Below are 12730 nucleotides of genomic sequence, written 5' to 3'. Positions count from 1 at the left end.
ATTTTGTCTAATTTAGGATAGTCTGTTTTCTCTATATCAAATTTAGACAAATCATAACCAATTGTTTTATCTATGTTTTTGTAAAATTTTGGGGTTGATTTTGTCTAATTTTTTCTTTTATCTTGTCTATTTAGACAAGTACCATAGACGTTGGTGAACACGAATTGTCCCATCCGCCTTTAAAGCCTGTAATAAGTTTTTGACTTTATTGTATTTTTGCTGTGCATCCAGCACATCAGGCAAATGTGGCACAAGCAACTCATTGATTTGTTCTCGCTTTGCCGAACCAAACTGTTCAAGGTAATTGAGAATTTTCTGTTTATAGAATTGATCGTGAAAAGCCCTATTGCGGATGTATTGCCCAGTTTCTCCAGTTGATTGTGCAACCATTTTAGATAAATAATAATTCGGTTTTCTGCCTTCAATCAATCTATGCTGCTTTAAGTATTTTGCCTGTTCATTAGTAAGCGTTTTCTTTTTTTGCACCCTATCTAGTAGCATAATTTGTTCAAGGGTTAAATCAGGCATTTGAGCCAATTGACGGGCATAGTTAATGTCTAATACTCTACCGATAATGGTAACTTGCACACGGTTATGACTCAGATCATATTCAGGTAAAGGGAAAAAACGTTCTTTTTGTAATAAAAACATCTTTCTAATACCACTGCCAATGGTGTCTATCATATTTAAATTAACCATTGCATCGGCAAGAAAGCGATTACGATAACGGATTTCAGGGGCATCCGACTGAATCACATTTTCAACGCTTTCAGGAATAAAATGCCCTGCATTACAAAAAACTAAGCGATCATCTTCAAATTCAATCAAACTAATTTTTCCGCCAAGTGTGTAATCTTGATGGGCGATAGCATTATGTAAGGCTTCACGAATAATATAGGTAGCGTATTGTTCCACCTCTTCAGGAAAAAGATTATCTTCTCGAATATATCGGTAAGTAATTCGGCGAATTTTAGCGAAAACCTTGTCCACATTTAGCAACAGCGGACATTCAAAATGTTGATAATCTTTTTCAATGCCATTTCGATCTTTTAAAATCCAGGTAATCTGACTGCTTGCTGGGTTAAGTAAATATGCCGATTCGCTTTTACCCAACAATAATAGTGCGGTGCGAGTAATTTTATTGTTGATGGTAATTTTAGCTTTGTTTAAAAAGGTAATGTCATCCCAATGTTGTAACTCTTGTGCCAGCTTGGGATTTTTCAGACTAAATTTTTGCCGAGCAACCAAAATCGCTTGTGGATCTAAATCATCAAAAGTCGCTTCAGGAACAATACCGATACTCCAATCCATCTGGGTCTGATGGCGAATTCGTTCCAATTCAGACAATGCCAACGCCCCTAAAGATTCGCCACTCCGCCCGTAAAAATGCCCATCATAGGCTACAGGCATCCCCTGCGGTGCTGCTGGAATTTCTAATAATAACACTCTTCCATTAGGATGAATTACCTGATGAATTTCAATAAATCCAACACCTGTTTTGTCGGTAATTTCCTTTTTAATTTCATTGATATCTAATTGTGTTGAATAACATTGTGTACCGACAATCTGTTTGTGGTCATTTACCCCAAACACCAACCACGCATTTGGCAAGCCTTGCAAATTGGCTTCATTACTTAACGCTGAAAAATACTTTCCCAATTTACGTTTATCGAATTGTGTTTTGGCTTCTTTAAACTCAATAATCTCGTTTTCAGTCGCAGATAACAATTGCTTCAGTTTTATATTGGCATTCATATAAATCCTATCTACATTTCGTCTAAATTCCTGATTCTAGACAACCTAACTCATTGTTCTATAAAGATATAAAGAAAATGATTGTATAAATTTAACCGTATTTAGTCATATTCTAGACAATTTATAGCGAATTTTCTAGATTAAAATTTAAACATTGATTTAGAACCTGAGCAAATAAATCTTATGCAAATTTTATGTATTATCATTGTATCTGGCGTTTTTTATAATGGGTGTTATATCAGAAATTTGCAAAAAATTGATCAAAGTAGATCGCTGGTCAATTTTGTTATTTAGGAAAACGAAACTAATGAAATACGCATTATCCCAACCAGCGCAACAAGGATTTATCCCACGCAACAGCCCGCTTTTTGATGAAATTCATCACATCGTGGCAGAAAACAGCGAACGGCTTGCCCGCTTAAATCAGAATTATCACGAACCCGATGCACGCCGTGCCTTGCTGGGCGAAATTATCGGTGAAAACGTAGATGAAAGCGTGGTGTTTAATACACCGCTTTACAGCGATTTTGGTCGCCATATTTCACTTGGCAAAAATATATTTATCAATGTAGGCGTGATGTTTACCGATTTGGGCGGCATTGTGATTGAAGACGGCGTGCAGATCGCTCCCCGCGCCAACATCATCAGCGTTAATCACCCGCTAGATCCCGCCGAACGCCACGGTGTGTTACTTGCCCCTGTTCACATTAAACGCAATGCGTGGATCGGCGCAAATGCGACAGTTTTACCGGGCGTTACCGTGGGCGAAAATGCGATAGTGGCGGCGGGCGCGGTGGTGAATAAAGACGTACCGCCAAACTGCGTAGTCGCCGGCGTACCGGCAAAAATTGTCAAACAACTGTAAGGCAGCACAATGAAAAAACTCACTCTCGCCCTATTTGGCTTAATCTTCGCCGCTTGCACCCAAGCACAACCCCAAACCACAACAGCACAAGGAGCAATGATGCACATTCAAATAGGCAACCAACAGTTTGACGCTAAATTAGAGGACAACCCAACTACCGCCGAATTTAAAAAATACCTACCGCTAACGCTAACAATGACGGATTTACACCGCAACGAAAAATACGCTGCCCTGCCCCACGCGTTGCCACGCAACGATCAAGCGGTCGGGCGGATTGAAGCAGGCGATATATTGCTGTATCAGGGCGATACGCTGGTGGTGTTTTATGAAAGTTTTTCCACGCCTTACCGTTATACCCGTATCGGCAAAATTACCCACACCGAGCAACTCAAAAACGCCTTAGGCACAGGAATGGCAACGGTTGGTTTTAGCCTTAAATAAAGAAAGGAAAGCAAAATAATGAAGAAAACCTTGATAACAAACACGCTTGTCGCTGCAATGGCGATGGCGTTCAGTTCCACTTTATATGCAAAGGAAAGTCCAATGACTCAAATCAAAATCCCCGCCCAAACGCTGACCATCACCCAACAATGGGACAAAGTATTTGCTCAATCGGATAAAGTTACGCACCGCAAAGTGCATTTTACCAACCGCTACGGTATTACCTTGGTCGCCGATTTATATATGCCGAAACACGCCCAAGGCAAACTGCCAGCGATTGCGGTAAGTGGTCCGTTCGGTGCGGTAAAAGAGCAATCTTCAGGCTTATATGCCCAAACCTTAGCCGAACGCGGCTTTGTTACCCTTGCCTTTGACCCGTCTTACACGGGCGAAAGCGGCGGCTTGCCGAGAAATGTCGCTTCGCCTGACATTAACACCGAAGACTTTTCCGCTGCCGTGGATTTTCTTGCCAATCTAGACGGCGTGGACGGCGGTAATATCGGCATTTTAGGCATTTGCGGTTGGGGCGGCATGGCACTCAACGCCGCCGCTGCCGACCCGCGCATCAAAGCCACCGTTGCCAGCACCATGTACGACATGGCACGTGTGATGGCAAACGGCTACAACGACAGCACCACGCCCGCACAGCGTTACGCCATGCGTCAAGAGATTGGCAACCAACGCACCAAAGACGCCCAAAACGGCACGCCCGCAGAAAGCAGCGTCCGCCTGCCTGAAAAACTAAACGGCGATGAACCGCAGTTTGTGCAAGATTACTGGCAATACTACAAAACCCCACGCGGTTTCCACCCACGCAGCATCAATTCAAACGGCGCGTGGACAGCAACCAACGCTTATTCATTCGCCAATATGCCGCTACTAAACTACAGCAACGAAATCCAATCCCCCGTATTGATGATCCACGGTGAAAACGCCCATTCCCGCTATTTTTCCGAAGATGCGTTTAAAAAACTCACCGGCAGTAACAAAGAACTGCTGATTATCCCAAATGCCAACCACGTGGATTTGTACGATAACACCAGCAAAATCCCGTTTGATAAATTGGCCGCGTTTTTTAGGGAGAATTTGAAGTAAAGAACGGGTGGGTTTTTGAAAGTTTTTGAAATGATAAATGCCGTCTGAAAATCCAATTTCAGACGGCATTTTTGCAAAAAATCCCCAAAATTCGACCGCTTGTCGCTGTCTTTTAAGTTTAGCGAACAAATTCAGCAGGGAAATCAGCAATGCGTTCTAAGAAGAAATAATAATACTTGCCGTTTTCCGCCACAGCGGGGAATCCTGCTGGCGATTTGCCATTCATCACCCCCATCAATGTGTTATCGTCCACTTTGCGGAAATGGTCAAAAATCGGTGCGCCATCGTAAACCATCGTAGCGGACACTTTGCCACGAAATTCAATCATCCACAATGAACATTCCCCGTTCATAAGTTGATTGGCATATAATTTGCCTTCATCGTTATAGCAAACTAATGGTGAGCCATCTAATTGAGAACGGAACCATTTACCAAACCATTTTTGTTTTTTCAGTTCAGGCGTTCCCCAGTGTCCAGTATCAAAATCACCGCCTTGCCATTTTGCTAAAATTTCGTCCACGCCAACTGGCGGTAATTTATCAAAGAAATTCATTAAAATGGTTTCATCTTCAAAATGGTTTTGGGCTTTTAATTGCTCAAATTCTTGCTTTAAGTTCATCGTTTTACTCGCTTATTTGCTGTTGTCGAAAAGATGTGCGTAGTTTATTAAACTTTTTATCGGCTGAATACAGGCAAAATTAGACAAAGTGTCCCATAACACAGACAGATTTGACGATTTTGTCTGAATAGATTAGTAACAACGGAGTAATTATTATGAGTACATCATTAGATCCACGGGCAGAACGCACGTTATTGGCAATTGAAACGGCGTTTATTGAGCTGATGCAAGAAATGGATTTTGATGAAATCACCACACAAGCCATTATCAAGCGTGCCAATGTTAATCGCAACACGTTTTACAAATACTATTATGGTAAACAAGGCTTAGCAAAATCATTGGCTGATCGCTTGAAAAATGAATACGAACAAATGCTTAACAACTATTTTAGCAACAACTTCCAAGATTTAATCCAGCAAAGTAACTCAACGATGTTTTCTAAACGCCATTTTATTTTGACGTTGTGGCGTATCAATAGCCGAAGTTTGAATGTCTTTGCAGAGATAGAAAATATGATAAAACAACGGTTTATTCAATACGCTCAAGCACAACAGGCTGATCAAAATTGGGATTTTATTGGCGAAATGTTTGCAAAATTGTTGCTTAATAGCGCACGTTATTATTGGGAGCGTGATGAACAAATCCCGATTAAACAAGTGTTTGCAGACTGGGATTTGATGTTAAAAATCGCAACACATTACGCATAAAAAACCAAAATTAAGTTTTTGTATCAAATCCTCCGAGGAAGAACTATCCACCAGCTCAATACGACAGCTGTATTTCGGCACAGCAATCGCCTTAAACACCAGTGCCACTTATGCATATTCAAGCTACATTGTAGATGCTTATGATGAACTTTATTAAGTGGTGAATAGCTGGTTTTCTCACAGAAAATCCATAAAAACTGACCGCGTGTTAAAAAGAGCGGGCGGTTTTTTCTAAGTTTTTGAAATGATAAATGCCGTCTGAACCGATTTTCAGACGGCATTTAAACAGTTAAGCATTCAAACTCATCGGCACTTCCATCAACAAGATTTCGGCATTTTCGCTGGCGGTCAGCTCAAAGCGATCGGTGTCCCATACGCCCAGCCCGTCCCGTTGGTTTAAGGTTTGCTCGCCGATTTGTACTTTTCCTTTGATAACAAAAACATACACGCCGTTTTTGCTGTCGTGCAGGCGGTATTGCCCGCTGGTGCCTTTGTCCCATTTTGCCAGATTAAACCAAGCGTCTTGGTGAATCCATACGCCTTCGTCGTCGGCGTTGGGCGAGAGGATTTGCTGAAAGCCGTTCGGCTTGGCGTTCTCGGCAAGGCTGATTTGCTGGTAGCGTGGGGTTACGTTGCGGGTTTTTGGGAACACCCAAATTTGCAGGAGTTGAACGGGCATATCCGCATTCGGGTTCATTTCGCTGTGGGTAATGCCAGTGCCTGCCGACATCACTTGGATTTCGCCGTTTTTGATGATGCTGCCGTTGCCCATACTGTCTTTGTGGGCAAGGTTTCCGCTTAATGGAATAGAGATAATTTCCATATTGTTGTGCGGGTGCGTGTCAAAGCCCATACTGCCTTCAACGTGGTCATCGTTAATCACTCGCAATACGCCGAAATTCATCCGTTCCGGATTGTAATAATCGGCGAAACTGAAAGTATGACGGCTTTTGAGCCAGCCATGGTTGGCGTTGCCCCGAGTGTCTGCGGCGTGATAAATGGTTTTCATCGTTTTTCCTTGCAGTTACAAATTGTTGAAAACAAAACGATAAATCGCTGTTTATCGCTTTGCCGTTAAGATGTTCGTATTATATAATTTAATAAAAACGCAACAAGATACAAATCTCAAACATTATGTTGCAAAAATAGGTTATGAAATATGAACAATGTGAATTTAAACGACATCAGCCTGTTTGTTACCGTGGTGCAGGCGGGTAGTTTTAGCAAAGCCGAAGAGATTACCGCCATTCCCAAATCCCGCCTAAGCCGCCGTATCAGCGAACTGGAAAAAAATCTCGGCACGGCGTTAATCGGCAGAAGTAAAAAAGGCGTGGTGCTAAATGAAGTGGGCGAACAGTTTTACCTAAAAGCCAAAGAGATGATGCAGGCGGCACAGCTTGCCTTAGACAGCGTGCAACAACGCTTAAGCGAGCCGAGCGGTTTATTGCGAATGTCGGTGTCCACCGAAATCGGCAGGGGTATTTTGATGCACCATTTGGCTGAGTATCGTGAACGCTATCCTGGTGTCCGCCTTGCCGTGGAAATCAACAACAAGCGGGTGAATATGATCCACGAAGGCGTGGATATTGCCCTGCGGGTCGGCGTGATTGACGATGAAAATGTGGTCGCCCGCAAGCTGACTGAGATTAAATTCGGCTTGTTCGCCCATCAAGATTATCTGCAAAAACACGGCACGCCCAACAGTCCGCACGAATTGCACCAGCATTCGCTATTGTATAAATATGACGGCATAGAATGGCAATTTAGCCACAAAGGACATCAAGTGCATATCCAGCCACACAGCAGTATCAGCAGTAACGATGCCAATTTTCTCGGCAAAATGGTCACCGACGCTACTGGCATTGCCCTGCTGCCAATTTTTGATACGATGATTTTGCCAAATATGGTGCAGATTTTGCCTGAATGGGAAATCCAAAGCGTACCGCTGTACGCCGTGTACTACAAAAATCGCGGAGCCGTGCCGACGGTGCAGAGTATGGTGGCGTTTTTACGGGAAAAAATTTCAGCGTAGCGGGTAGTTTTTGGCAGAAAATTGGCGGTTTTTGACCGCTTGTTAAAAAGAGCGGGCGGTTTTTTGAAAGTTTTTTAAATGATAAATGCCGTCTGAAACCAATTTTCAGACGGCATTTTACACAGGCCACACCTTCAAATAATCAATCACGCACCTTAAGGCATAAGACACATTGCGGTGTGGGTAATACAGGTGAAAGCCAGTGAACGTATGGCTAAAGGGTTGCAACACCTGAATAAGCTCGCCCCGAGCCAGTTCGCCTTCCACCATATCTTGTGGCACATAGCCCAAACCCAGCCCACGCTTTGCCGCATCCCGAAAAGTTCTCAGGCCGTCTGAAAGGCTGTTCCCCCAATCTTTCAGACGGCCTTAACGTTTATAAAATTAATCCGACATCGCCATCAGGCTGGCATTACCGCCGGCGGCGGTGGTGTTGATGCTGCATGAGATTTCTTCAAACACCTGCACGATGTCCAAGCCGTTTTCAGACGGCAGGATTCGAATCAGCGGGCCGTCGGTGGCGGCGGCGGTTTGTTTGATTGCAACCGGCAGGGTTTCAAGTGCGGCGATGTGGCTGATACCGGCTTGCTGCGGTTGGGCGCTGACGAGCAATAAGCCGTTCAGTTTGTCGGCATGTTCGGCCAACGGGCTGTCGCTGCCGACTACGGTCATCACGCCTGCGGCGGCAAGGTAGGTCAGTGCGGTAAAGGCTTGTGCCAGTGTGCCGCCATATACCCACACCCGTTTCGGGGCATGCCAGCTCAGGATGTTGCGTTCGCCGGTCGGGCCGCTCAATATGCTTTGGGCTTGGCGCAGGGTGCGGATTCGTGCCTGACCCAATGCGGCTGCGGCGGCTTTTTGTTCGTCTGCCGACAATGGCAGGCTGTGCAACACGTCTTCCAGGCGTTTTAGGGCGGTTTGGTCTGCCTGACCGATTTTACTCAGGGTCGGCATAACCCATTCTTGCAGACGGCTCAGGCGTTGCAGGTAGAACGGGCCGCCGGCTTTCGGGCCGGTGCCTGACAAGCCGTGGCCGCCGAACGGTTGTACGCCGACAACTGCGCCGACGATGTTGCGGTTTACGTAAACGTTACCGGCTTCGATACGGCTGCGGATATGGTCGATGGTGGCATCGATACGGCTGTGTATGCCGTGTGTGAGGGCATAGCCTTTGCTGTTGATTTGGTCGATCAGGTTGTCGAGTTGGTCGGCACGGTAGCGGATAACGTGCAATACCGGGCCGAACACTTCCCGTTGCAATTCGTTGAGGTTGTTCAGCTCAAACAACACCGGCGCAATAAAGGTGGATTGTGCCGCATCAACGTTTTCAGACGGCCTGATTTCGTGGTATGCCTTGGCAGCGGTTTTCATTTTGGCAATGTGTGCCGCCAAATTTTGCTGCGCTTCGGCATCGATTACCGGGCCGACATCGGTGGTCAGGCAGCGCGGGTTGCCGACATTCAGTTCGTTCATTGCGCCTTTAATCATGCCGATCATGTGGTCGGCAACGTCTTCTTGTACGCATAAAATCCGCAGGGCGGAACAGCGTTGGCCGGCCGAATCGAAGGCGGAATTCAGTACATCGGCGCACACTTGTTCGGCCAAGGCGGTGGAATCGACAATCATGGCGTTTTGGCCGCCGGTTTCGGCAATCAATACCGGCTGGTCGGCACGTTTGGCCAAGGTTTGGTTAATCAGGCGTGCTACTTCGGTCGAACCGGTGAAAATCACGCCGCCGATGCGTTCGTCCTGCGTCAATGCGGCACCGACATCGCCTGCGCCCAACACCAGCTGCAATGCGGCGGCCGGAATGCCGGCTTGGTGCATTAAGGATACGGCGTAGGCGGCAATCAGGCTGGTTTGTTCGGCGGGTTTGGCAACCACGGTATTGCCTGCGGCCAGTGCGGACACGACTTCGCCGGTGAAAATTGCCAACGGGAAGTTCCACGGGCTGATGGCGGCAACCGTACCCAGACTTTGGCTGTTTTGCGGCAGAGTCTGCTCGGCTTCGTCGGCATAATAGCGGCAGAAATCGACGGCTTCCCGCACTTCGGCAATGGCGTTGTTGAGCGTTTTGCCCGCTTCTCGCACCGCCAGCATCATCAGCACCGGCATATTCTGTTCAAACAAATCGGCAATGCGGCGCAGGCAGGCGGCACGTTCGGCGGCAGGCGTTGCGTTCCATTGCGGTTGGGCGGCAACGGCGGCGGCAACGGCTTCGTGCGCCAAAGCGGCATCGGCAAAGCTGACCGTGCCGACCACATCGCTGTGATCCGCCGGATTGCGTACCGGCTGTCCGGCAGTAACGCTGCGGCTTTCGCCGTTCACCAGAGAGGCCGTCTGAAAATGCTGTTGCGCCGCTTGGTTCATCTGTTCCTGCAATGTCTGTAGGATATGTTCGTTGCTCAAATCCAAACCTTGCGAATTCAGACGGCCTTTGCCGTATAAATCCCTCGGCAGCGGCAACGCCGGATGCAGGTGGATACCTTGTTCCGCCACTGTGTCAAACGGGCTGCGGATTAATTCGTCAATGCTGATTTTTTCATCAACGATTTGATTGACAAACGAAGAGTTTGCCCCGTTTTCGAGCAGTCGGCGCACCAGATACGCCAGCAGCGTTTCATGCGTTCCGACCGGCGCATAAATCCGCACTCTGCGGCCGAGGTTTTTCTCGCCGACCACTTGGTCGTATAGGGTTTCGCCCATGCCGTGCAGACATTGGTGTTCAAAATCCTTGCCTTTGCCCATTTGGTAAATCGCCGCCAGCGTGTAGGCATTGTGGGTGGCAAACTGCGGGAACACGGCATCTTGCGCCGCCAGCAGTTTGCGGGCGCAGGCAAGGTAGGAAATATCGGTATGTACTTTGCGGGTGTAGGTCGGATAGCCGTTCAAGCCGTCCACCTGCGCCCATTTGATTTCGCTGTCCCAATATGCGCCTTTAACCAGACGAATCATCAGTTTCTGATTGTTGCGGCGAGCCAGATCAATCAGATAATCAATCACAAACGGACAGCGTTTCTGATATGCCTGCACCACAAAACCAATGCCGTTGTAACCTGCCAAATCCGGATCGGACACCAACGCTTCCATCAAATCCAGCGACAGTTCCAAACGGTTGGCCTCTTCGGCATCGATATTGATACCGATATTGTATTGTTTGCCCAAGAGATACAGCGCTTTGAGGCGGGGCAGCAATTCCTCCATCACCCTCTTGTGCTGCGCACGCACATAGCGGGGGTGGATGGCAGACAGTTTCACCGAAATACCGTTGCCTTCATACACGCCCGCCGCACCCGCATCTTTGCCGATGGCGTGAATCGCATTGATATAGTCTTGGTAATAACGGTCGGCATCCGCCTGCGTATAAGCCGCCTCGCCCAACATATCGAACGAAAAACGGTAACCCATTTTTTCACGCTCTTTGCCGTTTTGCAGCGCTTCTTCAATCGTCTGTCCGGTAACAAACTGCTTACCCAGCAGCCGCATCGCATAATCCACGCCCTTGCGGATTAACGGCGCACCGCCCTTGCCCATCATGCGGGTCAGCGCCGCACCGAGGGTTTGTTCGTCACTTTTCACCGTCAGCTTACCCGTTACCAACAAACCCCACGCCGCCGCATTGACAAATAAAGACGGGCTGTTGTTAAGATGCTGTTTCCAGTTGCCGTCTGAAAGTTTGTCGGCAATCAATTTATCCCGGGTTGCCTTATCCGGAATCCGCAGCAACGCCTCCGCCAGACACATCAGCGCCACACCCTCCTCGCTCGACAGCGAAAACTCGTGCATCAGCGCATCTACGCCGCTGGCCTTAGTACGGCTCGTCCGCACCTGCGTGACCAAACGGCGCGCCAAACCATCAGCGGCACGACGCTCTTCATCCGTCATCTGCGCCTGTTGCAGCATATCCTGCACGGCTTCGATTTCATCACGACGGTAGGCACGGGTTACCGCATCGCGCAAAGCGCTTTGTTGCTGATGGGCAAAGTGGAACATAATAGGGTTTCTCCTGAACAAAATTAAAATGCTTGATTTTTTAAAGGCAGCCGCCAAGCGACCGGACTTTGACATTTTAATGCAAATGAAAGCGATTTTCTTATTATTTTTTGATTTAAGTTAACTATCATCAAAAAAACGGCGAATAACAGCATAAAATTGCTTACACGACACTACACGACTGATGTTTCCCAAAATATGGCCGCTAAACTTTCTACCACACTGCCAACCATATTTCGCTTTAAGAAATGCATGACGTTCGTTTTCAGACGGCCTTATGCTCCGTTTTGCGATTCATAAACCAGCACCGCTGCCGCCAAATCCTCAGAAGCCGCACCCACTGCTTTATAAACCGTAATTTCATCATCAGATTTCCGACCCGAATGTCTGCCCTGACACAAAGCCTCTAAATCTGCCTGTACGTTTTCCCGGGCAAACACGCCGGCTGCCATCGGTGAGAGTAAATCGCCTGATTTGTCCAAGGCCTCAGAGGTATCGACAAATACGGACGTATCGGCAAACATGGCATCATCGGATTCGCGCATATCCGGCTTGAAACTGCCGATTAAATCGATATGGCTGCCCGGTTTGACCCACTTGCGCAAAACCAGCGGCTGCCCCGACAATGTGGCGCAACTGATAATATCGTTATCCGCTACCGCCTCCGCCAAATTGCCAACGGCCTCCGCCGCAAAGCCCTGCTGACGCAGCTCTTCCGCCAATGTCTCGGCACGGTCTTGGCGGACATTCCAAATCTGCACCCTCGACAATTTGCGTACTGCCGCATACGCCTGCGCCAATTCCCGTGCCACATTGCCCGATCCGACAATCAGCAGCTTGGAAGCGTCTTTTCGGGCAAGATAGTCGGCAGCCAGAGCCGAAGCGGCGGCCGTACGGCGGCAGGTAATCACATTACCGTCCAACACTGCCAGCGGCACACCATTATTCGCATCAAACAGTGTATAAGTCGAATGCAACCCCGCCAAACCGTATTTCTGACTGTTTTCAGGATAAATCGTCACGTGTTTGATACCCAGATAACGGTTTTTCTGCCATGCAGGCATAATCAGCAAGGTTGCTGCCGAATCATCGCTGTCCAACGCATGAATATGTCGGCGCGGTACTTGGCAGCCTTCGGTGAAAATGGTTTTAATCGCCGCAATCAACCCGGCAAACGCCATAGCGGCGGCAGTAGAAGTCCGGTCAAAAATCTTCATCGTATT

Annotated in this window: 11 protein-coding genes; 5 read left to right on the top strand and 6 right to left on the bottom strand. The window is 47.5% G+C overall.

Annotated features, from left to right (window positions below; all coding sequences use genetic code 11):
• Positions 1-126 precede the first annotated feature (126 nt).
• Positions 127-1755 (bottom strand): RNA/DNA-binding domain-containing protein, encoded by a 1629-nt coding sequence (locus tag H4O27_RS02600; RefSeq protein ID WP_165008510.1) that lies wholly within the window; start codon positions 1753-1755, stop codon positions 127-129.
• Between the two features lie 307 nt (positions 1756-2062).
• On the opposite strand from H4O27_RS02600, the gene H4O27_RS02595 reads away from it, so the two are divergent.
• The 3 genes from H4O27_RS02595 to H4O27_RS02585 all read left to right on the top strand — a co-directional run bounded on the left by H4O27_RS02595 (position 2063) and on the right by H4O27_RS02585 (position 4156).
• Positions 2063-2620 carry a sugar O-acetyltransferase gene (locus H4O27_RS02595; protein WP_165008512.1) on the top strand — a complete coding sequence of 186 codons (558 nt, stop codon included), beginning with the start codon at positions 2063-2065 and terminating at the stop codon, positions 2618-2620.
• Between the two features lie 9 nt (positions 2621-2629).
• The gene (locus H4O27_RS02590; protein WP_206224748.1) at positions 2630-3061 is read left to right on the top strand and encodes a cyclophilin-like fold protein; all 432 of its coding nucleotides are present in this window, start codon (positions 2630-2632) and stop codon (positions 3059-3061) included.
• 102 nt (positions 3062-3163) lie between these two features.
• Positions 3164-4156, top strand: coding sequence for an alpha/beta hydrolase (locus tag H4O27_RS02585; RefSeq protein ID WP_226883420.1), 993 nt, complete (start codon positions 3164-3166; stop codon positions 4154-4156).
• 118 nt (positions 4157-4274) lie between these two features.
• Here H4O27_RS02585 and H4O27_RS02580 read toward each other — a convergent pair whose 3' ends face one another.
• Positions 4275-4775, bottom strand: a complete 501-nt coding sequence (locus tag H4O27_RS02580; protein ID WP_165008515.1) for a DUF4334 domain-containing protein — start codon at positions 4773-4775, stop codon at positions 4275-4277.
• Between the two features lie 155 nt (positions 4776-4930).
• Between H4O27_RS02580 and H4O27_RS02575 the strand changes: the two genes are divergently transcribed.
• A complete protein-coding gene (locus tag H4O27_RS02575; protein ID WP_165008517.1) occupies positions 4931-5482 on the top strand; it encodes a TetR/AcrR family transcriptional regulator in 552 nt (183 codons plus the stop codon).
• Positions 5483-5771: 289 nt separating this feature from the next.
• Here the strand turns inward: H4O27_RS02575 and H4O27_RS02570 are convergent, their stop codons facing one another.
• Complete coding sequence (locus H4O27_RS02570) at positions 5772-6491, bottom strand: pirin family protein (protein WP_165008519.1); 720 nt, start codon at positions 6489-6491, stop codon at positions 5772-5774.
• A 150-nt stretch (positions 6492-6641) separates the two neighbouring features.
• On the opposite strand from H4O27_RS02570, the gene H4O27_RS02565 reads away from it, so the two are divergent.
• The gene (locus H4O27_RS02565) at positions 6642-7514 is read left to right on the top strand and encodes a LysR family transcriptional regulator (protein ID WP_165008521.1); all 873 of its coding nucleotides are present in this window, start codon (positions 6642-6644) and stop codon (positions 7512-7514) included.
• Between the two features lie 117 nt (positions 7515-7631).
• On the opposite strand, the gene H4O27_RS13545 is transcribed toward H4O27_RS02565, so the two are convergent.
• The 3 genes from H4O27_RS13545 to lhpI all read right to left on the bottom strand — a co-directional run bounded on the left by H4O27_RS13545 (position 7632) and on the right by lhpI (position 12724).
• Complete coding sequence (locus tag H4O27_RS13545) at positions 7632-7844, bottom strand: LysR substrate-binding domain-containing protein (RefSeq protein ID WP_226883490.1); 213 nt, start codon at positions 7842-7844, stop codon at positions 7632-7634.
• Positions 7845-7898: 54 nt separating this feature from the next.
• Entirely contained in the window at positions 7899-11507 is a 3609-nt protein-coding gene (putA, locus tag H4O27_RS02555) for a bifunctional proline dehydrogenase/L-glutamate gamma-semialdehyde dehydrogenase PutA (RefSeq protein WP_165008523.1), read from the bottom strand.
• Between the two features lie 275 nt (positions 11508-11782).
• A complete protein-coding gene (gene lhpI, locus H4O27_RS02550; RefSeq protein ID WP_165008525.1) occupies positions 11783-12724 on the bottom strand; it encodes a bifunctional Delta(1)-pyrroline-2-carboxylate/Delta(1)-piperideine-2-carboxylate reductase in 942 nt (313 codons plus the stop codon).
• Positions 12725-12730: the final 6 nt, after the last annotated feature.

This window comes from Neisseria yangbaofengii (assembly GCF_014898075.1).
Taxonomy (GTDB): Bacteria; Pseudomonadota; Gammaproteobacteria; order Burkholderiales; family Neisseriaceae; genus Neisseria; species Neisseria yangbaofengii.
Note: the sequence above shows the minus strand (reverse complement) of the source record. Positions and strands in the feature narration are given on the sequence as shown.

Bases quoted from the DNA above. Each gene is read 5' to 3' on its own strand.
- H4O27_RS02580 (WP_165008515.1), bottom strand. From the start codon at position 4,775: ATGAACTTAAAGCAAGAATTTGAGCAATTAAAAGCCCAAAACCATTTT.
- H4O27_RS02570 (WP_165008519.1), bottom strand. From the start codon at position 6,491: ATGAAAACCATTTATCACGCCGCAGACACTCGGGGCAACGCCAACCAT.
- H4O27_RS02585 (WP_226883420.1), top strand. From the start codon at position 3,164: ATGACTCAAATCAAAATCCCCGCCCAAACGCTGACCATCACCCAACAA.
- H4O27_RS02600 (WP_165008510.1), bottom strand. From the start codon at position 1,755: ATGAATGCCAATATAAAACTGAAGCAATTGTTATCTGCGACTGAAAAC.
- H4O27_RS02565 (WP_165008521.1), top strand. From the start codon at position 6,642: ATGAACAATGTGAATTTAAACGACATCAGCCTGTTTGTTACCGTGGTG.
- H4O27_RS02575 (WP_165008517.1), top strand. From the start codon at position 4,931: ATGAGTACATCATTAGATCCACGGGCAGAACGCACGTTATTGGCAATT.
- putA (WP_165008523.1), bottom strand. From the start codon at position 11,507: ATGTTCCACTTTGCCCATCAGCAACAAAGCGCTTTGCGCGATGCGGTA.
- H4O27_RS02590 (WP_206224748.1), top strand. From the start codon at position 2,630: ATGAAAAAACTCACTCTCGCCCTATTTGGCTTAATCTTCGCCGCTTGC.
- H4O27_RS02595 (WP_165008512.1), top strand. From the start codon at position 2,063: ATGAAATACGCATTATCCCAACCAGCGCAACAAGGATTTATCCCACGC.
- lhpI (WP_165008525.1), bottom strand. From the start codon at position 12,724: ATGAAGATTTTTGACCGGACTTCTACTGCCGCCGCTATGGCGTTTGCC.